21 protein-coding genes are annotated in these 22127 nt (G+C 60.4%); 9 read left to right on the plus strand and 12 right to left on the minus strand.

Features of this window, described 5'->3' with window-relative positions; translation table 11 throughout:
• The 3 genes from AC1DUP_RS33930 to AC1DUP_RS33940 all read left to right on the plus strand — a co-directional run.
• Nucleotides 1–276 (plus strand): enolase C-terminal domain-like protein (locus tag AC1DUP_RS33930; protein WP_477836894.1); only part of this gene is annotated, 276 nt, incomplete at its 5' end.
• A gap of 94 nt (nt 277–370) precedes the next feature.
• On the plus strand, nt 371–766 hold the full coding sequence (locus tag AC1DUP_RS33935) for a DoxX family protein (RefSeq protein ID WP_477836896.1): 396 nt from the start codon (nt 371–373) through the stop codon (nt 764–766).
• 77 nt (nt 767–843) lie between these two features.
• A complete protein-coding gene (locus AC1DUP_RS33940) occupies nt 844–1623 on the plus strand; it encodes an SDR family oxidoreductase (RefSeq protein ID WP_477836898.1) in 780 nt (259 codons plus the stop codon).
• A 266-nt stretch (nt 1624–1889) separates the two neighbouring features.
• Here AC1DUP_RS33940 and AC1DUP_RS33945 read toward each other — a convergent pair whose 3' ends face one another.
• Together AC1DUP_RS33945 and AC1DUP_RS33950 are read right to left on the minus strand one after the other, a co-directional pair.
• Entirely contained in the window at nt 1890–3107 is a 1218-nt protein-coding gene (locus AC1DUP_RS33945; protein WP_113296790.1) for an adenylate/guanylate cyclase domain-containing protein, read from the minus strand.
• 83 nt (nt 3108–3190) lie between these two features.
• Nucleotides 3191–4213, minus strand: coding sequence for a LacI family DNA-binding transcriptional regulator (locus AC1DUP_RS33950; RefSeq protein WP_477836900.1), 1023 nt, complete (start codon nt 4211–4213; stop codon nt 3191–3193).
• 94 nt (nt 4214–4307) lie between these two features.
• Here AC1DUP_RS33950 and AC1DUP_RS33955 point away from each other — a divergent pair, with 94 nt between their 5' ends.
• The 3 genes from AC1DUP_RS33955 (at nt 4308) to AC1DUP_RS33965 (ending at nt 7476) form a co-directional block, all read left to right on the plus strand.
• Nucleotides 4308–5495 carry a phytanoyl-CoA dioxygenase family protein gene (locus AC1DUP_RS33955; RefSeq protein WP_477836901.1) on the plus strand — a complete coding sequence of 396 codons (1188 nt, stop codon included), beginning with the start codon at nt 4308–4310 and terminating at the stop codon, nt 5493–5495.
• 80 nt (nt 5496–5575) lie between these two features.
• The gene (locus AC1DUP_RS33960) at nt 5576–6397 is read left to right on the plus strand and encodes an SDR family oxidoreductase (RefSeq protein WP_113507041.1); all 822 of its coding nucleotides are present in this window, start codon (nt 5576–5578) and stop codon (nt 6395–6397) included.
• Nucleotides 6398–6564: 167 nt separating this feature from the next.
• Nucleotides 6565–7476 carry an SMP-30/gluconolactonase/LRE family protein gene (locus tag AC1DUP_RS33965; protein ID WP_113507040.1) on the plus strand — a complete coding sequence of 304 codons (912 nt, stop codon included), beginning with the start codon at nt 6565–6567 and terminating at the stop codon, nt 7474–7476.
• Between the two features lie 11 nt (nt 7477–7487).
• Here AC1DUP_RS33965 and AC1DUP_RS33970 read toward each other — a convergent pair whose 3' ends face one another.
• The 6 genes from AC1DUP_RS33970 to AC1DUP_RS33995 all read right to left on the minus strand — a co-directional run bounded on the left by AC1DUP_RS33970 (nt 7488) and on the right by AC1DUP_RS33995 (nt 12888).
• Nucleotides 7488–7769, minus strand: a complete 282-nt coding sequence (locus AC1DUP_RS33970; RefSeq protein ID WP_162805072.1) for a MurR/RpiR family transcriptional regulator — start codon at nt 7767–7769, stop codon at nt 7488–7490.
• A gap of 70 nt (nt 7770–7839) precedes the next feature.
• Nucleotides 7840–8589, minus strand: coding sequence for a ThuA domain-containing protein (locus tag AC1DUP_RS33975; RefSeq protein ID WP_113308286.1), 750 nt, complete (start codon nt 8587–8589; stop codon nt 7840–7842).
• A 16-nt stretch (nt 8590–8605) separates the two neighbouring features.
• Nucleotides 8606–9688: an ABC transporter ATP-binding protein gene (locus AC1DUP_RS33980; protein ID WP_477836903.1), complete on the minus strand. Its 1083-nt coding sequence runs from the start codon at nt 9686–9688 to the stop codon at nt 8606–8608.
• Between the two features lie 19 nt (nt 9689–9707).
• Nucleotides 9708–10619, minus strand: a complete 912-nt coding sequence (locus AC1DUP_RS33985; RefSeq protein ID WP_477836905.1) for a carbohydrate ABC transporter permease — start codon at nt 10617–10619, stop codon at nt 9708–9710.
• Between the two features lies 1 nt (nt 10620).
• Nucleotides 10621–11508: a carbohydrate ABC transporter permease gene (locus tag AC1DUP_RS33990; protein ID WP_113308289.1), complete on the minus strand. Its 888-nt coding sequence runs from the start codon at nt 11506–11508 to the stop codon at nt 10621–10623.
• 87 nt (nt 11509–11595) lie between these two features.
• Nucleotides 11596–12888: an extracellular solute-binding protein gene (locus AC1DUP_RS33995; protein ID WP_113308290.1), complete on the minus strand. Its 1293-nt coding sequence runs from the start codon at nt 12886–12888 to the stop codon at nt 11596–11598.
• Between the two features lie 201 nt (nt 12889–13089).
• On the opposite strand from AC1DUP_RS33995, the gene AC1DUP_RS34000 reads away from it, so the two are divergent.
• The 3 genes from AC1DUP_RS34000 to AC1DUP_RS34010 all read left to right on the plus strand — a co-directional run bounded on the left by AC1DUP_RS34000 (nt 13090) and on the right by AC1DUP_RS34010 (nt 17453).
• Nucleotides 13090–14094, plus strand: coding sequence for a Gfo/Idh/MocA family protein (locus AC1DUP_RS34000; RefSeq protein ID WP_477836908.1), 1005 nt, complete (start codon nt 13090–13092; stop codon nt 14092–14094).
• 10 nt (nt 14095–14104) lie between these two features.
• Nucleotides 14105–15103, plus strand: coding sequence for a LacI family DNA-binding transcriptional regulator (locus AC1DUP_RS34005; RefSeq protein WP_113296778.1), 999 nt, complete (start codon nt 14105–14107; stop codon nt 15101–15103).
• 106 nt (nt 15104–15209) lie between these two features.
• A complete protein-coding gene (locus AC1DUP_RS34010; RefSeq protein ID WP_477836910.1) occupies nt 15210–17453 on the plus strand; it encodes a glycoside hydrolase family 2 protein in 2244 nt (747 codons plus the stop codon).
• A 110-nt stretch (nt 17454–17563) separates the two neighbouring features.
• Here the strand turns inward: AC1DUP_RS34010 and AC1DUP_RS34015 are convergent, their stop codons facing one another.
• The 4 genes from AC1DUP_RS34015 to AC1DUP_RS34030 all read right to left on the minus strand — a co-directional run bounded on the left by AC1DUP_RS34015 (nt 17564) and on the right by AC1DUP_RS34030 (nt 21916).
• On the minus strand, nt 17564–18679 hold the full coding sequence (locus AC1DUP_RS34015) for an ABC transporter ATP-binding protein (RefSeq protein WP_113296776.1): 1116 nt from the start codon (nt 18677–18679) through the stop codon (nt 17564–17566).
• A 3-nt stretch (nt 18680–18682) separates the two neighbouring features.
• The gene (locus AC1DUP_RS34020) at nt 18683–19630 is read right to left on the minus strand and encodes a carbohydrate ABC transporter permease (RefSeq protein ID WP_113308294.1); all 948 of its coding nucleotides are present in this window, start codon (nt 19628–19630) and stop codon (nt 18683–18685) included.
• Nucleotides 19627–20580, minus strand: coding sequence for a carbohydrate ABC transporter permease (locus tag AC1DUP_RS34025; protein WP_477836913.1), 954 nt, complete (start codon nt 20578–20580; stop codon nt 19627–19629). Before AC1DUP_RS34025 ends, AC1DUP_RS34020 begins: the two co-directional genes overlap by 4 nt.
• A 76-nt stretch (nt 20581–20656) precedes the next feature.
• Complete coding sequence (locus AC1DUP_RS34030) at nt 20657–21916, minus strand: ABC transporter substrate-binding protein (RefSeq protein WP_113296773.1); 1260 nt, start codon at nt 21914–21916, stop codon at nt 20657–20659.
• Between the last annotated feature and the right edge of the window lie 211 nt (nt 21917–22127).

Below are 22127 nucleotides of genomic sequence, written 5' to 3' on the forward strand. Positions count from 1 at the left end.
GCGCTTGCCGCCTGCCTGCAGGTCGACGCCATCTCCTACAATGCCTTCATTCAGGAACAGAGCCTCGGCATCCACTACAACAAGGGCAACGACATCCTCGACTACATCTCCAACAAGGAGGTCTTCCAGTATGCCGACGGTTTCGTCTCCATTCCGCAAGGCCCCGGCCTCGGTGTTGAAGTGGACGAAGCCTATGTCATCGAGCGCGCCAAGGAAGGCCATCGCTGGCGCAACCCGATCTGGCGCCACGAAGACGGCAGCTTCGCCGAATGGTAATCAGAAGGGCCGCGAAAGCGGTCCTTTTTCATTCGTCCTGTCGGATATCAGGCGCTTCACCCGTCATAGTGGAACTCAAAGAGGAGATTTCACAATGGCCAGAGCAATCGCAATCATCATTGCCCGCATCATCTTCAGCTTCATCTTTTTCATGGCTGCCGGCTTCAAGTTCGCCGATATCGGCGCGACCGCCGGCTACATCACGTCGGCCGGTTTTCCGATGGCGACATTCCTCGCCTGGGTCGCCGCCTTCTTCGAGATCGCGCTGGCGCTCGCGTTCATATCAGGCGCCTTCTTCAGCGAGGCCAGCCTGCTTGCCGGCATCTACGTGATCTTCCTCGCCTTTTCCTTCCATGGCCCGTCCCTCTGGCAGCAGAACCAGGCCGAATTCGGCTTTTTCGTCGATCACTTCTCTTTTCTGGCCGGCCTGCTCTTCGCCGCCGTTCACGGACCGGAAAAGTGGGCGCTGCGCTACAGCCTCTTGAAATAGCCTCCTCGCACGATCGCGCCGGAACCAAGAGCCGCCCTGTTCATTGCCCTTATCGGCAGAGGCAAAAGGAGCGGCTCATGGAGTTGCAGGGAAAGATCGCATTGGTGACCGGCGCAGGCTCCGGCATCGGCAAGGCAACTGCATTGAAGCTCGCCGCTGAGGGCGCAAAGGTCGCGGTGCTGAGCCGCACCGAAAGCGAGGTATTGCAGACCTGCAAGGAGATTATCGCGGCCGGCGGCCAGTCGATCGAGTTGACTGCCGATACGAGCGACGAAGGACAGATGCGCATCGCGATCGACAAGATCATCGAGACCTTTGGCGGTATCGACATCGTCGTCGCCAATGCCGGCATCAACGGCGTCTGGGCGCCAATCGACGATCTCAAACCCGACGAATGGGATCAGACCATGGCTGTGAACCTTCGCGGCACCTATCTGACCCTGCATCTCACCGTGCCCTATCTGAAGATGAACGGTGGCGCGATCGTCGTCGTTTCCTCCATCAACGGCACCCGCACCTTCACCACACCCGGCGCCACGGCCTATACGGCCACCAAGGCTGGTCAGGTCGCCATGGTCCAGCAGCTGGCGCTGGAACTCGGCAAACACGGCATCCGCGTCAATGCCGTCTGCCCCGGCGCGATCGAAACCAGCATTTCCGCCAACACCACCACGCGCCACCGCGAGGAAACCGAAGTACCCGTCATCTGGCCGGAGGGCGAAATCCCCATCACCGGCGGCAAGGCCGGGTCGAGCGACGATGTCGCCGAAACGATCCTCTTCCTCTCCTCCAAACGCGCCCGGCATATTACCGGCACGCCCGTCTGGATCGATGGCGGACAGGGATTGCTGCGTTAGGGCTGTTCCTGCGGGGTGCGACTATTGCCTTATCGGCAGAGGCATAGGATGCATAAACTGCATAGGGTTGTTTATAGCTACGTAGGAAAGTGTCAGTCATGTCTATCAAGACATGACATTCTCTATAGAGCGTAGGGAAATGCCCCTGCATATCCTGCGCCCTATGCAGGCCCCGAAGACCTGATAAATCTCGCTGAACCTCGAAGCGTTCCGCGCGAAAATACCAAGCGATTTGCAGTTGCATCAAGATAAAACGGCCTTGCTGATCAGCCGTTCAGCCGCCCGCTCTCCAGCGTGTAAAGCAACTGCGGGCGCTTGACGCCGCGTAGCGCGTAGCGGCCGATACAGGCGAGAACGTTGCGCTCCGCCTCGGGGATCGCCGCTTCGAAATCCGACGACATCAGCACGTTGAGATCGACCGAACGGCAGATCGAGGCGATGCGGCTCACCTCATTGACGGCCGGCCCGATGACCGTGAAATCAAGCCGGTCCTGACTGCCGATATTACCGTAGAAGACATCGCCGATATGCAGGCCGATATAGACATCGGTCGTCGGCCGCCGGTCCACCTCGCGCGCGGCGTTCAGTACCGCGAGCTTCTGCCGCAGCAGACGCTCAGCCTGCAGAGCCGCGGAACAACATTCTGCCGGCTCCTCGCCTTTGAAGATAGCGAGCACGCCGTCGCCAATCAGCTTCAGCACATTGCCGCCGGCCTCATGGATCGCAGTAATCACCACTTCGCTATATTCGTTGAGAAGCGGGATGATCTCTTCCGGCGCCGAATTATCAGATATCTTCGTGTAGTTCAGCAGATCCGAGAACCACAGTGCAGCCGAAATCCGCTCCGACTTGCCGCGTGAGATCTTGCCTTCCATGACCTGGCGCGCTGCATCCTCGCCGAGATAGACCTCGGCGATCGTGCGGGCGATGCGCGCAAGCGCCACGCATTTGATCGCCAGCCCGAGCACCGGCACCAGCTTGCGCAGAATGACAAGGTCCTGCTCAGAAAAGCCTTCCGGATGTTTGGTCGAAAAGTGCGAGAAGAAGCAGTCCATCTCGCCGATCGTGCCGGCCTCGGCGAAGCGATGCGCCATGGCGACATAATCCGTATGGCCCGACGCATGGATCTGCTCCAGCATGATAAAATCGGTCGGGTCGCCGAAGCCGATCCTGCGTCGCACCTCTTTGGTACCGGTCGTCCAGAGATAATAGAAAGCCGAGCGGCGCCAGGTATCGAGGCCCTGCCCTTCGCTCGAAGGGCCATATTCGAATTCGCCCTCGAAGGCCTCTGAATTGTCCCAGCGAAAAGCCCGGCCTTCATGGACCGGATGAAGCGTATCCATCAGCGCCATCGCACGATCGAGCCGCATGCCCGCCTTACGGCAGGCCCCGCAAAAGCCAGCCAGCAACTCTGCTTCAGACACGCCATTCAGGCCCTGTTCGGTCACCCAGGCTGCAATTGTGCCGACGTCGCTATGATCCATGCGCGCTCCTCACTTCCCGCAAGCTGTAGCGTGAATCTGCCGCGGATGGAAAGACAATCAACCCGGATGGATTCCCGAACAAATCATTGCACGGCCGGCATATTGTAGGGCGTCACGATTTCGACGGCCGAAAAAGAAGCCGGTGCCGTCCGATTGGCGGGAAGCGCCCGCGTCATGATCGCACGGAAGGCCGAGCGCGCATCGGTCCTGAGATCATGATGCAGGACGAAATCGATCCGCCGTTCGGCGAGCAGGATGCGATTGTCGGCATCGAGGTCGTGAGCCACGAAAGCCGAGATCGGTCGGCCCGCAGCCTCGAAGGCAGCAAGCACCGCGCGATTGCCGCCACCGACCGAATAGACGGCGTTGATGACAGGATCGTCCACAAGAGCTGCCGCAACGAGCGTGCCTGTCGCGGCATCGGTGCCGTGCCCTTCGCTGATTTCGATAATGCCGATCGAAGGATAATGCGCGCGGATCACCCGGCGAAAACCGATTTCCCGCTCTTCCTCGCCCCTGAAACGGCCACTCGACAACGTCACCAGCACTTTGCCCCCTGCAGCCCCGAGCAGCCGGCCGATGAGATAGGCAGCGGTCTCGCCCGCTGCCCGATTGTCGGTGCCGGCATAGGCAGAGCGCCCCGAATTCGGCAGGTCAGTGACGAGCGTGACGACCGGAATGCCCGCTGCCTCCAGCCGCGCGACGGCAGCGACAACTTCAGGCACATCAGGCGCCTTCAGTACGATGCCATGCGTGCCGCGCAGCCGGATACGGTCGAGAAGCTGCACAAGCTCGGCTGCCCGCATCACCTCGGCGAAATGGAAGCGGCAGCGGAAGACGGTCGGCAGGAAAGTCGCAACCTCTGCTTCGAACGCAGCCCGAACCGCATCGCTGAACCGCTCCGGCGTCTCCATGACGATATCGATCGCAAGCTTCCGGCCGGCGACATCGGCGCCTGCCTGCTTTTCGAGTTCGGCCATCGCTGCCCTCACCCGCGTCTCCGTCTGCCGCCGCACACCGGGCCTATCGTTCAGCACCCTATCGACGGTCGCCGTGCTGAGACCTGCCTGGAAAGCGATATCCTTGACGAGAAAGGGATGGGCCATATCAGCTGTTCTGATGGATTTTTGATGGTTTCCTGATCTATATCAGGCTCCCAGCCGGCGTATAGTCCCTTCATCGGAAATGGAGGAGCACCCGATGAAATCAGACAACCAGCAGAAGCTGCGCGCCGATCGCGTCTGGCTGACAGAGGACGCCTGCGATCTCACCGATTTCCGCGCCCTTGCCGAGAAGACCACCTTGCTTGCCGACTATCCGACGGCCTCTGCCGTCGAGAAGAACGTATTGATCTACGACAGCCGCAAGGTCGTCGAGGCGGCTTCGACGCCGGAGGGCCGCCGCGCCGTTCTCGCCGAAATCAGCGAAGCTTTCGGCATCGGCCCCGGCGTCGTGGTCTTCAAGCGCGCCTATGAAAATACCGGCATCATCGACCGGGCGAGCACGATCTTCGACGAAATCATCGAGGAGCAACATCGCACCTCGACCGGCGGTGGTGACCATTTTGCCAAGCCTGGCGCCAACGACCGCATCTGGAACTCGCTCGAAAAGCACTGCCTTGCCGATCCCGAGAACTTCGCCCGCTACTACGGCAATGCCATCGTGGCGCTGGCAAGCGAGGCGTGGCTCGGCCCGCATTATCAGATGACGGCGCAGGTCAATCGCGTGAACCCTGGCGGCGCCGCGCAATCAGCCCATCGCGATTATCACCTCGGCTTCCAGTCTTCCAAGGTGATCGAGCAGTTCCCCGCGCATGTCCATCGCCTCTCGCCGGTGCTGACCCTGCAGGGCGCGGTCGCCCATTGCGACATGCCACTCGAAAGCGGCCCGACGCTTTTCCTGCCGCACAGCCAGACCTATGAGCCGGGCTACCTCGCCCTCAAGCGCGAGGAATTCAAGGACTATTTCGACCAGCACCATATCCAGCTGCCGCTGGAAAAGGGTGACGTCGTCTTCTTCAATCCCGCCCTCTTCCACGCCGCCGGCACAAACCGCTCGAAAGACATCAAGCGCGTGGCGAACCTGCTGCAGGTTTCCTCGGCATTCGGTCGGGCAATGGAGACCGTCAACCGCGAACGCATGAGCGCCGGACTTTTTCCGGCCCTCAAGGCACTGAAGGGCAAGCTCTCTGCCGGCGAGATCGCCAATGCCGTCGCCTCCTGCGCGGAAGGTTATTCCTTTCCAACCAATCTCGACCGCGATCCACCGGTCGGCGGCCTCGCGCCGAAGACCCAGGCGCAACTGATGCATGAGGCGTTGGCCGAGAACTGGAGTGACGAGGCATTCACATCGGCACTTGCCGAACAGGCGGCGAAGAAGCTGAGCTGACGCTTGGCCCACTATAATCATCTCAAAGCCCCTCGCCGCCGGCGAGGGGCCATTCGCATGTCATCAGGAGGAAAAGACATATGAGCACTGATCACACCCGCCTCGACGGCAAGATTGCCATCGTCACCGGCGGCACACAGGGCCTTGGCGCCACTATCGCCCGCCTCTTTGCCGAACGTGGCGCAAGAGGCATCGTCATCTGCGGCCGCAACGAAACCAAGGGCAAGGCGAAGGCCGAAGAGATTTCGTCAAAGACCGGCACCAAGGTCGTCTACGTCAGGGCCGATCTCGGCAAGGTCGAGGATGCGCAGAATGTCGTCCAAGTCTGCGACCAGACGTTCGGCCGCGTCGATGCACTGGTCAATGCAGCCGCCATCACCGACCGCGGCACGATCCTCGATACCAGCCCCGAACTCTTCGATGCGATGTTTGCCGTCAATGTTCGCGCACCCTTCTTCCTTATGCAGGAGGCGGTGAAGGTCATGCGCCGCGAAAAGATCGAGGGCACCATCGTCAATATCGGCTCTATGTCCGCCAAGGCCGGTCAGCCCTTCATCGCCGCCTATTGCGCCTCGAAGGGTGCGCTGGAAACGCTGACCAAGAACACCGCCTATGCGCTGTTGCGCAACCGCATCCGTGTCAACGGATTGAACATCGGCTGGATGGCATCAGAGGGCGAGGACCGCATCCAGAAGGAATTTCATAAGGCCTCGGATGACTGGCTCGCCAAGGCCGCCGCCAGCCAGCCCTTCGGCCGCCTGGTCGATCCGGAAGAGGTGGCCCGCGCCTGCGCCTATCTCTCCTCTGCGGAATCCGGCCTCATGACCGGCTCCGTCATCTGCTTCGATCAGTCGATCTGGGGCGCCTATGACGGCTCACCGCATCCGGTGGCCGCGCTTTAAACCTCATGAGCAATTCCAGCAAAACTGTGCAGCGGTTTTGCGTTCGGAATTGCGTAGAAACTAAGAAACGGGAATGTCCGCAGCCCGGCGCTTTCTGCAGCCGGGCTCTGGAACGTTCAGCCGTTTGCCGCTACGAAGGTGAAATATCGATCTGGGAGGAATCGGGCATGGCCGGAAACGAGCTTTATGACAACAGAGATGAGCGTTTCGGCGCGTTGATCGCCGGCAGCGCGGTACTGGAAGAGCTTTACACAGGCTGCCGCTGGGCCGAGGGTCCCGTCTGGTTTTCCGATCTGAATTGCCTGATCTGGAGCGATATTCCGAACGAACGCCTGATGCGCTGGGTACCGGATGGAACGGTATCCGTCTTCCGCTCGCCTTCGAACTACGTCAACGGCAACACCCGCGACCGGCAGGGCCGCCTGGTTTCCTGCGAGCACGGCGGCCGTCGTGTCACCCGCACCGAGCCGGACGGCCGCATCACGGTTCTCGCCGACAGCTATGAGGGCAAGCGGCTGAACTCCCCGAACGACGTCGTCGTGAAGTCCGACGGTTCGATCTGGTTCACCGATCCGAGCTACGGCATCATGTCTGACTATGAGGGCCACAAGTCTCCGGAAGAACAGGAGACGCGGAATGTCTACCGCATCGACGCCGCGACCGGCGAGATCGAAGCCGTCGTCACCGACTTCATCCAGCCGAACGGCCTTGCCTTCTCCCCGGATGAGCGCCAACTTTTCATCGCCGATTCCGGCTCCTCCAATCACGAAGTCCCGCGCCATATCCGCGTCTTCGATGTCGTGGACAGCCGCAAGCTGACGAATAGCCGCTATTTCTGCTCGATCGACAGCGGCGTGCCGGATGGCTTTCGTTTCGATGTCTCGGGAAATCTCTGGACGAGCGCGGCTGATGGCGTGCACTGCTTTGCCCCTGATGGGACGCTGATCGGCAAGATCAAGGTGCCGCAGACCGTCTCCAACATCACCTTCGGCGGTCCGAAGAAGAACCGGCTCTTCATCACTGCCACGCGCTCGGTCTATTCGATCTATACGACGACGAACGGCGCGCAGTATCCGTAAAATCCGGCGGACTATTCCTTCCGGACTGCAGCCCGCAAGCCTTGCTGGAAAACCTGCTTCATCTCGGCAAAACCGTCAAAGCCGAGATGATGCGCGAAGCGGATAACGCTGGTCTGCGAGACGTTGCAACGCTCGGCTATCTTCTGACTGCTTTCGAAGGCGAAAACATCAGGTCGCTCGGCGGCCAGCCTCGCCAGCGTATCCAGCCGCCGCGGCAGATCGCGATGGATGGACACCCAGAATGCCTTGCTGAGAAAGGCATCACTGTCAGCCTTCATCGAAACAGTCTGCATTCGTCCCTCCATGCGCTACCGCCCGTGGAGGCCAGAGCCGTCATGACCTCAGCCCCACGGGAGGAACTGCTTAAGCTTTCACTTTGTCCGGCCGGCCGTGCAACGGCTCCTTGCGATGCCAGTTTTCGAGAATGCGGCCATCCGTGTGCTTCTGCTGCGCCCAGCGGATGCCGTTCGAAATGACCTTGTGCACGATCTTGTCATGATAGATCGGATAGGTCTCATGGCCGGGGCTGAAGAAGAAGATGCGCCCGCGGCCGCGCTGGAAGGTGCAGCCGCTGCGGAACACTTCGCCGCCCGAATACCAGGAGATGAAGACCAACTCGTCCGGCTGCGGAATGTCGAAGGGCTCGCCATACATTTCCGAGGCATTGACCTCGAAATAGGGCGGCAGGCCCTCGGCGATCGGATGCGAAGGATTGACCACCCAGACACGCTCCAGATCACCCTCAGGCGTCTCGCGCCAGGAGAGGTTTGCATTGGTGCCCATCAGCCGGCGGAAGAGCTTGGAGTGATGACCGGAATGCAGGACCAGCAGGCCCATGCCCTTCAGCACTCGCTGCTGCACGCGGTCGATCAGCCCGTCGCTGACTTCCTCATGCGCCATGTGCCCCCACCAGAGCAATACGTCGGTATCGTCGAGCACGGAGTCCGGCAGCCCTTCGTCCGGATCGTCGAGCGTACCACGGCGGATCTCGAAATCGGGATGGGCGATACCGGCAGCGATCGCACCGTCTATACGGTCAGGGTAAATGTCCTGAACCTCTTTGTGGACCTGCTCGTGGCGTCCTTCGTTCCAGATAGTGACCTTGATTGTCATGCGAGTCCTCGATGTTTCAAGCTTGGGCCGACCGGACGACCCGGCCGGCAGAATCGAACAGATGGCAGGCGGCGCGCTCCGCCGTCAGCGACACGCGGTCGCCGGGACGGATGGTCATGTCGCCCTCTGTGCGCACGACGATCGGCTGCTGCTGCGAACCGACCGTCAGATAGGTCTCGACGCCGAGCCGCTCGACGATGACGACCTCGGCCGAAAAATCGCCCTGCCCCTGTGGCGCGAGCTTCAGATGTTCCGGTCGGATGCCGAGCTTCGCTTCGCCCTGCGGCACGACGCCATTGGCGTCTGAAAGATCGATGGCAAGGCCGAGCGGGCTTTCCAGATGCACCTTGCCGGCATCCCGGCGCGTCGCCGTCATCGGCAGCACGTTCATCTTGGGCGAACCGATGAAGGTCGCGACGAACTCGTTTTCGGGCTGATGATAGAGCTCCATTGGCCCGCCCTGCTGGGCGACGACACCCTTGTTGAGAACGACGATGCGGTCAGCCATCGTCATCGCCTCGACCTGGTCGTGCGTGACATAGACGACGGTCGCCTTCAGCTCGCGATGCAGGCGCTGCAGCTCGGCGCGCATCTGTACGCGCAGTGCCGAGTCGAGGTTCGACAGCGGTTCGTCGAACAGGATCAGTGACGGCTTCTTGATGATGGCGCGGCCGATCGCCACGCGCTGGCGCTGGCCGCCGGAAAGCGCTGCCGGCCGGCGGTTGAGATAGTCGGTCAGCTGCAGGATTTCGGCGACGCCTTCCACCTGCTTCTTGATTTCGGCTTCCGGCACCTTCTTCAGGCTCAGCGAGAAACCGATATTTTCCCCGACCGTCATATGCGGATAGAGCGCATAGGACTGGAACACCATGGCGATACCGCGCTTATCCGGCGGCACGTCGTTGATGCGCTGGCCGTTCAGCACGAGATCGCCCTCGTCGATACCTTCGAGGCCGGCGATCATGCGCAGCAGCGTGGACTTGCCGCAGCCGGACGGGCCGACGAACACGGCGAATTCGCCGTCTTCCACCGTGATATCAACGCCCTTGATGACTTCGAGCGCGCCGTAGAATTTGCGAACGTTTCTGAGATTGATCATTCGTTTCTCTTTCTTGATCTCAGCCCTTCACACCGCCCGAGAAAGTCTGGACGAGGAAGCGCCGCGCAAAGCCGAAGGCGACGACGGCCGGCAGCAGGTAAATGAAGGCGAGAGCCGTCAGCAGGCCGTAGTCGATCTCGTTGATGCGCAGAAAGGCGCGGAAGAGACCGAGCGGCAGCGTCTGCAACTCCGGCGACGAGAGGAAGATCAGCGGCAGCAGGAAATCGCCCCAGGCCGACATGAAGGCGAAGAGCCCGGCAGCGGCCAACCCCGGCATGGCAAGCGGGATCAGCACACGGCGAATGCGCTGCATCATCGTCGCGCCGTCCATGATGGCCGCTTCTTCATAGTCGCGCGGCAAGCCGTCGAAGAAGGTCTTCATGATCCAGAGCCCGAGCGGCAGCTGCATGGTGGCAAGCACCAGCATGATGCCGAGATAGCCATCGATGAACCCGGTCCAGCGCATGATATCGCGGGCGTAGCTGCCGAAGATCGGCCGCAGGATCGCAGCCTCCCCATTGTTCAGCGTCAGCAGGAACTTGTAGAGCGGCACGACGAGTGCGGTCGGCGGCAGCACGCGGATGAGCAGGATCGCATAGAGGAAAGGCAGCTTCCACCAGGCCCGCGTACGCGACAGCGCATAGCCGCCAAGCCCCGCCAGGACCATGACGATAAGTGTCGCTCCGCCCACCACGAAGAGCGAGTTGAACAGCCACTTCGCCCCGTCTTCCTTGGTGAAGACGCGCACGTAATTTGCGAAGGTCCATTGTTCCGGCCAGCGCAGGAAAAGCTGCGCGTTGCCATCGAAGGAGGCGAGCAACACCCAGAAGAAGGGCACGGCGCAGAAGATCGAGATGATCGTCAGTGTTGCGTAGGCAAGCAGGTCGGAGCGGGTCTTGTTGGCCCCTTCGCTCGGAGAAATAACGGCCATGTCAGACCTCCACTTTCATGGCGCGCACATAGCCGATGCCGAGGATCAGCGAGATGAGGAGCGCGACGACCGCGACCGCAGCGCCGTAACCGAGCTGGAAGGCCGTAAACGACTGGTTATAGATGTAGATGCTGACGACTTCAGTTGCTCCGCCCGGACCGCCGCGCGTCAGCGCATAGACGAGACCGAAGACGGCAATGGTGGAGACGGCCGAGATCAGCATGTAGAGCAGGATCGTCGGCATCATCAGCGGCAGCGTGATGCGGCGGAACATCTGCGAGGGTGTCGCGCCATCCATGCGCGCCGCCTCGTAGATCTCCGAGGGAATGGTGCTGAGGCCCGCCGTCAGCAGGATCATCGCCGTGGCGATGCCGCGCCAGGTATTGACGATGATGATCATCGACAGCGGGAAAGCATTCAGCCAGTCGGCAGGATCGATGCCGAAGAAGGCGACGATGCGCGACAGCGTGGCATGTTCGCCGCCGGCCAGCATCGAGATCCACATAAAGCCGGCAACGACCTCAGGTGCTGCGTTCGGCAGCAGGATGATCGCCGAAAAGATCTGCCGGAAGCGGATCGACCGACGCAGCGCCATGGCCGATATCAGCCCGAGCACGAACTGCCCGATGACGGCCGAACCCATCACGAAGACGAAGGTGACGAACAGCGAATTCCAGAACTTCGCATCGTTGAAAAGGCGCACGTAGTTGCGGATGCCGACAAAACGCGGCCGCAGCGCCGCAGCACCCGTCAGCGCCTCATTGGTGAAGCTCAGATAGACGGAATAGAGCGCGGGATAGATCACAAAGGCCAGAAGCAGGATCAGCGATGGCAGCAGAACCAGCAGGAGTTGGCGCTCGGTTCGCTTTTCATGAGAGTTTCGGGCCATTGAAGCTCACAACCTTATCGAATGAAATCGGGAAGACGCGGCAATCGTGCCGCGTCCCCGTCTTGGCGGGAGGAAGATATCAGTGACTTACTTGACCATGTCGTCGCCGAGCGTTTCCTTGACGTAATCGACAAGGATCTTCTGGGCGCCGGCAGCATCGGTTTCCTTGCGCAGCAGGGCTTCGGTGGCGCGCGCCACACCTTCGGCAACCGTGCCGAAACCGGAAGCCTGCTTCAGGAAGACACCGTTCCCAGCAGCAGCATGGATCGGAACGAGTTCCGTCAGCTTCTGGAATTCCGGATCCTTGGCGGCATCCTTGCTGGCCGGAATGTTGCCGATGCGGGCAGCATAGGAGACCTGTGTTTCGACCGAGCCGATTTCCATCAGCGCTTTCTTGGCAAGTTCCACATTGGCGGACTTGGAGCTGACGGCCCACGGAGCAGCAAGGTTGGCAAGCACATACTGGCCGCCGCTCTGGCCCGGAACGGTCCAGGTGCCGACAATCTTGGTCACGTCAGGGATCGGGTTCTTGCTCTCACGGCCCCAGTCGAAGATGTAGCACCAGGAGCCGCAGGTGGTGGCGGCGAGCTTTCCGGCCGGGAACATTTCATACTTCGGCACGACCCAGGGCTCCGGCCCGAGCAGCGGCTGTACCGGCATTAGATCCTTGTCGATGAGCGTCTTGTAGACGTCGAACACATCCTTCACGCCTTCGCCGTTCAGGTCGAGCTTACCGTCGGCACCGACGAGCTGCGGCGTCTTGGAACCGACGATCAGGTGCTGGAAGCCTTCGTCGAACGCGCCGCTGCCCCAGGAAACGCCTGCCGGGAAGAGCAGGCCGTAAGAGCCGGTCTTCTGCTTGACCTCGGCTGCGCGATCGAGCAGCTCCTGCCAGGTCTTCGGCTGTTCCGTCGAAATGCCGGCCTTTTCAAGAACGTCCTTGCGGTAATAGATTTCCTGAATGCCGAGCATGAACGGCATCACATAGGTTTCTCCGTCAGGGCTGACGGCGAGCTGCTTGGCAACGTCGTAGAGATTGGCATAGCCGTCCCAGGCCTTGAATTCGGTGGTGACAGGCGCGAGGTAGCCGGCTTCCACCATGTCGGCGACGGCAGCCGTCGTCGGAATGGAGAAGAGATCGGGCGCATTGCCTGCACCCAGTTCGGTCAGAAGCTTTGTAAGATAATCTTTGTCGGGTGCCGGATATTCAATGACCTCGACAGTCACGCCATACTTTTTCTCGATCCGCTCGACAGTCGACTTCATGGCGTCGATGCCGGCCTGACCGTGATTGGCGATACGGATTGTTTCAGCATGGGCCAGCGTCGAAACAGCGCTGAGCAGGATGGCACACAAACCACCAATAACCGTCTTCTTCAACGGAAGTCCTCCCTTTTTAGAGCTACGGCGCCCTCCAGCACCGGCGACGAAAATGTACACGCATTCTGAATAGTGACAAGACGATTTTTAAATCGTTTTCCTACATCAAATTATCACGTTGATTTTACTATATTATTTATGTCTTGCCTTCGATATGTCGTTTGTGTAATCGTTTGCACAACGATATCAGGGAGGATTTCGATGTCTCAGAAATTACGCCTCGGCGTCATTGGCGCCGGCTTGAAAGCGGCTGAGTATGCAGAGAGCTGGGCGAAGATGCCGGAAATTCAATTCGTGGCGTTGGCCGACACCAGCGAATCCTCCCGCAAGCGCCTCATAGACGTCTGCACCGCGGCCGGTGCGCCGGAGCCGAAGGGCTTCGCCGATTACCGGGATCTGCTCACAAAATGCCGCGACGAACTCGACATCATCTATGTCTCGACCCCGCACGCTTCCCATGCCGAACAGGCGACCGCCGTCGCCGAAGCCGGCCTCGATCTCTTCCTCGAAAAGCCGATGGTGACCACGGTCGCCGAGGCCGAGACGCTGATCGCGGCACAAAAGAAGAGCGGCGTGACGATCGTCACCGCCTTCCAGGGCGGGCTTTCGCCACTGGTGCTCGATACCCGCAAACGCGCACTCTCAGGCGAATTCGGCGAGCTGATCGCCATTTCAGGCATGATCTGGGAGAGCTGGTCTTCGAATTATGAGGGCCACTGGAAGCAGCAGCCGGAAATCTCCGGCGGCGGTTTCATGTTCGATACCGGCGCGCATATGATGAACACCGTCTGCCTGCTCGCCAATTCCGATTTCGACAGCGTTTCCGCCTATATGAACAACCACGGCAAAAAGGTCGATATCGCCACCGCCGTATCCGCTCGCCTGAAGAACGGCGCGCTCGTAACGCTGACCGCGGCCGGCGAAGGCCCTCCCGGCTGCGCCTCCCATATTACCTTCTTCTATTCGAAGGCGATCGTGCGCATCGACGCCTGGGGCGGCTGGCGTGAAATCAGCGTCGGACGTACCAGCGAACCGCGCGAAGAGGCCGAGATTCTCGGCAATCCAATGAAGAATTTCCTCGCCATCCGCGCCGGAACGATGGAAAACTCCGGCTCCGTTGAAATGGGTCTCAGATTCGCTAGGCTCTGGGATGCAATCAAGCAATCGGCAGCGGCCGACGGCATACCCGTCAGGATCACCGCATAGGCGCAAGACGATGAGCGGAACGAACAGACGGCGGATCACCTCGAAGGAACTGGCGAAATTGGCCGGTGTTTCCTCGGCGACGATATCGAGGGCCTTTTCGCCGGATTCCAGGATCGGCAGTGCCACGCGCGACCGCATTCTCGCCGTCGCCCGTGAATATGGCTATCAGCCGAATGCGATTGCCCGCTCGCTGAACAACCAGCGTTCGCGCCTCGTCGCGCTCGTCGTCAATGCCATCGGCAACCCCTGCGAGGCCGAGGAGCAGCAGCTTCTCGTCCACCGCCTGCAGGCCCGCCAGCTCCTGCCCATCATTCTCTGCTGCGCCGATCATTCGGACCGGCTGCAGTTGATGCGGCTGGCATCCACCTACCAAGTCGATCACGTCGTCATCTTCTCCGACATGGTGTCGATGCAGGACGCTGTCGACATTTTCCACACCACGAAGCCGATCATCGTTTCCTTCGAGCCGCTGGAAAACGAGGATGTCTCCAATATCCGCATTGATGGTGCGGCCGGCGCCGGCGAGATTATCGACAAGATCGTCGCCGATGGTAAGCGGCGCTTCGCCTATCTCTCCGGCACCAAATCGAGCTGGATCGACAAGTTGCGCCGCAAATGGTTCGCCGACGCCCTGGCGCGCCACGGTCTTGCCTTCGAAGCAGAAGCCTTCGGTGATTATTCCTATGATTCCGGCTTCAAGGAAGCAGTCCTCTTGCTGCACCGCTCCAAGGTCGATGCCGTCATCTGCGGCAACGATGTGATGGCGATCGGCGCGCGCGATGCCGCCCGCCGCGTGCTCGGCAAGAATACGCCCAACGACATTGCCATCGTCGGCCAGGATGGCATTGCCATGGCTGGCTGGGATTGCAACGACCTGACGACGCTGAGCCTCGACCACGCCGCCTTCATGGACGCCGTCGTCGAAGTGATCGAACGCCATGAGGCAGGCGATGAAGGCCCGCACAGCATCACGCTTGCCTGCACGCCCCGCTGGGGCTCGACCGCCTGAGGGGGCGGTTCCAGTCATTCGCATCGAGGAGGATTACCGATGACCACCCTTTTCCGCGCCGCCATCCGGCGCCACCTCTCCCTTGCCGCCTGCCAGGGAGCCTGAGATGCGCTCTGTCGTTTCCTTGAACGAATCCTGGAGCTTCCACGAAGGCTTCAGCCCGAGCCTGACTGAAGCTTTTGACGGCGTCAGCATGGTCCACCTGCCGCACACGGCAGTCGAGCTGCCCTTCAACTATTTCGATGAGAAGCGCTACCAGCGCGCCTTCACCTATCAGAAGGTGCTGCGCTGGCTACCGGAATTCGAAGGCCGCGAAGTCTCCATCCTCTTTGACGGCGCCATGGCCGACAACGTCGTCTATCTGAACGGCGAAGAGATCATCGCCCACAAGGACGGCTACACGCCTTTCGAGGCTCGCCTCACCGGCAAGCTGATCAAGGGCGACAACCTGATCACCGTCAAGATCGACGGCAGCGAGAACCCGGCCATCCCGCCCTTCGGCGGCCGCATCGATTATCTCACCTATGCCGGCATCTATCGGGACGTCTGGCTGAAGGTCACCGAAAAGGTTTTGATCCGCAATCTCAAGATCGAAACGCAAGACGTTCTCTCAGACACGAAGTCGGCGACAGTGCGTGTCGATATCGCCAACCCGCAATTTCTGACTTATGCGGCAACCGTCACCGGATCGCTGAGAGATGGGCATGGCAACATACTTGCGAGTGCGGCCGGCGAAACGATCGGCTCCACCACTACGCTGTCCTTCGGTGGCCTGACCGATATAACGCTCTGGGATCTGTCGAACCCGGCGCTCTATGAAGTCTCGGTCGAACTGAGGACGGAGCATGGCGCGGACAGAACCACCGCTCATTTCGGCTTCCGCACCGCAAAGTTCACGCCCGAAGGTTTCCTGCTGAACGGGCATCCCGTGAAGCTTCAGGGCCTCAACCGCCATCAGGCCTATCCCTATGTCGGCTATGCCGCCGGCCGCTCCGCGCAGGAGCGAGACGCCGACATCATGAAGTCGGTGCTGAAGTGCAATATCGTGCGCACCTCGCACTATCCGCAGTCCAAATGGTTCCTGGACCAGTGCGACCGCATCGGCCTGCTCGTCTTCGAAGAAATCCCCGGCTGGCAGCATATCGGCGATCTCGACTGGCAGAAGGAATCCATCGAGAACGTGCGCCGCATGATCGAGCGCGACTGGAACCATCCCTCGATTATCATTTGGGGCGTGCGCATCAACGAGTCGCTCGACAGCCACGACTTCTATACCGCGACCAACCGGCTGGCCCACGAACTGGATTCCACCCGCCAGACCGGCGGCGTCCGTTACCTGACCGAAAGCGAGCTTCTCGAAGACGTCTATACGATGAACGACTTCATTCTCGGCAACGAGGAGCTGCCGGGTGCCAACCGCCCGCGCACCGCATTGCGCAGCCAGCAGGAAAATACCGGCCTGCCGCACAAGGTCCCCTACATCATCACCGAGTTCAACGGCCACATGCATCCAACCAAGATGTATGATGCCGAGCAGCGCCAGGCCGAGCACGTGCGCCGCCACCTGGAAGTGCTGAACGCCGCCTACGGCGATCCGGATATTTCAGGCGCCATCGGCTGGTGCATGTTCGACTACAACACGCACAAGGATTTCGGCTCGGGCGACCGCATCTGCTACCACGGCGTCATGGACATGTTCCGCGAGCCGAAATTCGCGGCCTATGCCTATGCCAGCCAGTGCGACCCTTCGGATGAGATCATCATGAAGCCGGTCACCTTCTGGGCGCGCGGAGAACGCAGCATCGGCGGCGTGCTGCCGCTGATCATCCTGACCAATTGCGATGAGGTGGAGCTGAAATACGGCTCGCTGACGAAGCGTATCGGCCCGGATCGCGAGAACTATCCGCACCTGCCGCATCCACCCGTCGTGCTCGACCACCGCCATTTCACCCAGGACGAACTTGGACGCTGGGGCCTCGAATGGATCGACGGCGAATTCACCGGCTTCATCGACGGAGAGCCCGTGGCCAAGCTGACGCTTGCCGCCGATCCGCTGCCGACAGCGCTCGAAGTCGCACCCGACAGCTCCACGCTGAAGGCCCGTGAACGCGATACGACCCGTGTCATCATCCGCGCGCTCGACCAGCGCGGTCAGCGCCTGCCCTTCCTGAACGACGCCGTCACGCTGACGGTCCGCGGCCCAGCCAAGATCGTCGGCCCGACAACCGTACCGTTGCAGGGCGGCACGACCGGCTTCTGGCTGGAGGCAACGGGTCTTACGGGTGAAATCACAGTCGAAGCGACATCGAGCCACTTCGCACCGGTAACACTCTCGGTGGCGGCCGTCTGACGGCCAATAGAGCATTTCCGTTTTTTCTTCGAACTACGGAAATGCTCTATCTCTTTGTTTTTACGCAATTCCAGACGCAAAAACCGCTGCGCACTTTTGCTGAAATTGCTCTAGGCGATCCGAAGCTGGCTTGCGGGATCGAAGAACACCGCCTTGTCGAGATTGAAGGCAAGGCGGGTGTTCTGGCCGGGCAGGATGCCGGTATCGGCGCCGAGGCGCGCCACCACCGACTTGCCGCCGAGCTTGGTGACGGCAAACGTATCCGAGCCTGCCGGTTCCACGACCTCGATGGCGCAGTCGCCTTGTACGACCGACTTCGCCTTGCGGTCGGCCCCGTCAGGATCCGTCAATGCTTCGGGACGAATGCCGAAGATCACCTGTTTGCCCGCATAGCCGGTCAGGCTGTTATTGCCCGCATTGACCGGTAGCTTCAGCGGCGCGGCATTGGGCCGCTCCAGCGAAACCTGCAGCCCGCCGTCGCCGTTTTCGACGGTGGCGTTAAGCAGGTTCATCGCCGGCGAGCCCATGAAATCAGCCACGAACACATTGGCCGGGCTATTGTAGATTTCCGCTGGCGTACCGAACTGCTGCAGCACGCCGTCCTTAAGCACGGCGATCTTCGTCGCCAGCGTCATGGCCTCGATCTGGTCGTGGGTGACGTAAACGATCGTCGTTCCCATGCGTTGGTGCAGGCGCTTGATTTCCGTGCGCATGTCGACGCGCAGCTTCGCATCAAGGTTGGAGAGCGGCTCGTCGAAGAGGAAGACCTGCGGATTTCGCACCAGCGCACGACCCATCGCCACGCGCTGCCGCTGGCCGCCGGAAAGCTGCGAAGGCTTGCGATCCAAGAGATGGCCGATCTGCAGCATGTCGGAGACCTGCTTGATCGCCTTCTCGCGCTCTTCCTTCGGCACGCCGCGGATTTCCATGCCGAAGGCGATATTGCCGGCAACCGTCATGTTCGGATAGAGCGCGTAGCTCTGGAACACCATGGCGATATCACGCTTGGACGGGTGCAAGCCGTTGATGGAACGGCCATCGATGCGGATCTCGCCCGAAGTGATCGCTTCGAGCCCGGCGATGGTGTTGAGCAGCGTGGACTTGCCGCAGCCGGACGGGCCGACCAGCACCAGGAAGCCACCCTTTTCGAGTTCCAGGTCGATCCCCTTGAGAATGTCGACGGCACCGAAGCGCTTTTTGAGACCGGAAATTTCAAGGAAAGCCATGGATCACCCTTTGACGGCGCCCGCCATCAGACCGCGAACGAAATAGCGGCCGGCGAGGATATAGACGATGAGCGTAGGAACGGCAGCGATCATCGCCGCAGCCATGTTGACATTATATTCGACCACGCCGGTCGAGGTATTGACGACATTGTTCAGCGCCACCGTCATCGGCATGGAGTCGCCTGTACCGGCATAGGCCGAGGCAAAGAGGAAGTCGTTCCAGATATTGGTGAACTGATAGATGACCGTAACGACGATGATCGGCAGCGAGTTCGGCAGCATGATGCGCCGGAAAATCTGGAAGAAGCTCGCGCCATCGACCTGCGCGGCCTTCACCAACTCGGTCGGGAAGGCCTCATAGAAATTGCGGAAGAACAGCGTCGTGAAGCCGAGACCGTAGACGACATGCACGAAGACAAGGTTCACGGTCGGATTGCCGAAGCCGAAGGTGAAGCCCGTGGCATTCTGCAGCGTCGTGCCGAAACGGCCGAGAAAACCGAGAATAGTCGCCATCGGCAGCAGCACGGACTGGAACGGGATGAAGCAGGCAAAGAGCATCAGCCCGAAGACCAGCGTATCGCCGGGAAACCGCCACTTGGTCAGCACATAACCGTTGAGCGCGCCGAGAATGGTGGAGATCGCGACAGCCGGCACGACCATCTTGATCGAGTTCCAGAAATAGCCCTTGATGCCGGCGCAGGTAAGACCAACGCAGGTTTCACCCCAGGCCTTGAACCAGGGATCGAGCGTCGGCGCCTGCGGCAGCGCCAGCATGTTGCCGTTTTGGATCTCATCCATCGTCTTGAACGAGGTCGTCAGCATGACGAAAAGCGGCATCAGATAGAGAACGGCGAAGATCAACAGCAGGCCGTAGATGATGACGCGGCCAATCCAGCGGCCGCCATTGCCACCATGTGTGCGCGCGATATCGGAAGAGGTCACGCTGCTCATCGCGCCTTCTCCTTCAGTTCGGAATAGAGATAGGGAACGATGATCGCCGAGATGGTCATCAGCATGATGATCGCGCTTGCAGAACCGACAGCCATTTCATTCCGCTTGAACGTGTATTCATACATGAAATTGGAAGGCAGCCAGGCCGAGCCGCCGGGGCCGCCGGATGTCAGCGCCACGACGAGGTCGTAGGATTTGATTGCCATATGGGCGAGCACGATGAAGGCGGAGAGGAAGATCGGCCGCAGCAGTGGAATGACGATGCGCCGGTAGAGCTGGAACGGTGTGGCGCCATCGATCTGCGCCGCCTTCATAATCTCACCGTCGATGCCCCGCAGACCCGCCAGGAACATCGCCATGACGAAGCCGGAGGCCTGCCAGACACCGGCGATGACGACGGTGTAGATGACGAAGTCCTTGTTCTTGATCCAATCGAAGTGAAAGCTCGTCCAGCCGAGATGATGCAGCGTCTGCTCCAGGCCGAGGCCCGGATCGAGGAACCATTTCCAGGCGACACCTGTTACGATGAAGGACAACGCCATCGGATAGAGGAAGATCGGCCGCAAGATGCCTTCGCCACGGATCTTCTGATCAAGAAGAATCGCCAGCATCAGGCCGAGCCCGAGGCAGATGAAGATATAGAGGAAGCCGAAGATCCCCATATTGGTGATCGACGTGTACCACGAGGACGGCGGATCGCTCTCGAACGTCCAGCGCCAGAGCCGCTGATAGGCGCGAGGCCCCGTCAGCACATAGGACGGGAATGTCTTGGAATTGGTGAAGGAGAGATAGGCCGTCCAGACGATGAAGCCATAGACGAAAATCACGGTGATCAGGAAACTCGGCGCCAGCACGATCTTCGGCAGCGCATCCTGCAGCCGGCCGCGAATGGACGTGCGGGTTGAAGACTTCGACGTCAGGACCGGATCCGTGGTCGCAACTGTACTCATGTGATCATCTCCTCCCCGCACCGCAGGGGCTGTGGCTTCCCCGCAAGAGTGCGGGAAAGCCTTGGTCGGTGGGATATTAGCGAGCGTCGTCGATAGCCTGGACGAGCTGGGTCACAGCTTCGTCGGAGGTCTTGATCTGACCATGGACGAACTTCGAGACAACGTCCTTGTAGGCGTTGGCGATTGCCGGAGGTGCGCCATAGCCCTGTGCCAGCGAGCCGAACAGCGTGCCGCCTTCGTTGGCAGCCTTCAGGTCGGCAATACCCTTCTTGCCGCAAGCGTCGAAATCCGTATCCGGAACGTCGGTACGGGCCGGAACCGAACCCTTGACGACGTTGAAGGCGGACTGGAAGCTCTTCGACAACGTTGCCGTGGCGAGCGCGACCTGAGCGGCCTTGCGGTCGTCAGGAACGTTGAACATGCCGAACATGTCGGAGTTGTAGACCACGCTGCCATCGGTGCCGGGGAAGCGGTAGCACAGGAAGTCGGTATCAGGGGTCTTCTTGGCGGCAACGAATTCGCCCTTCGCCCAGTCGCCCATGACCTGCACGAGCGCATCGCCCTTGATGACCATGGCGGTCGCCAGGTTCCAGTCGCGGCCCGAGAAGTTCGGGTCGACATACTGGATGATCTTGGCGAGGTTGTCGAACGACTTCTTCATCGTGTCGGACTTCAGCGAAGCCTCGTCGAGGTCGTTGAAAGCCTTCTTGTAGAATTCCGGACCGCCGGTCGACAGCACGATGGAGTCGAACATCGTGGCTTCCTGCCAGTTCTGGCCGCCGAGCGCGAGCGGGATGACGCCTGCTGCCTTCGCCTTGTCGAGCAGGGCGATCAGATCGTCAAAGGTCTTCGGCTGCGTGCCGCCGATCTTGTCCATGACGGACTTGTTGATCCACAGCCAGTTGACCGAGTGAACGTTAACAGGGGCTGCAACCCACTTGCCGTCATAGACCGAGAACTTCTGAAGTGCTGCCGGAACGGACTTGTCCCAGCCTTCCTTCTTGGCCGTTTCGGTCAGGTCGCCCATGACGCCGGCCTGGGCGTAATCGAGCACGGTATAGCCAAGCATCTGCGAGGCGGTCGGATAGGTGCCTGCGGCAACCATCGCCTTCAGGGCGGTCATGGCTGCGTCGCCGCCACCGCCTGCCACCGGCACATCCTTCCAGGCAAAACCTTCCTTGGAAAGGTCCTGCTTCAGCACGTTGAGCGCCGCGGCTTCACCGCCTGACGTCCACCAGTGCAGCATCTGAACTTCCTTGACGTCAGCCGCGTGAGCGCTGCCGAAACCAGCCATCATCACGACAGCAAGAGCTGCCGAGCTCAAAAACTTGCGCATGAATATCCTCCCGTTCGTGATTAGGCGACGAGACCCTCCTCAGCCGCCCAGATGCCTCCCGTCGCAACGGCGGTCAGACACCACACCGCACCTCCCAGCGCGGTTAACAATTTAAAACGTTATAAACACAACGGCGTCAAGTCCTTCTCGACTCCCGAGAAAAATATCCTTAACTCGCATAAACACTGATTTTACTGGATTTTTTTAAGAA

It is taken from the genome of Rhizobium sp. 01L419 (genome assembly GCF_056400025.1).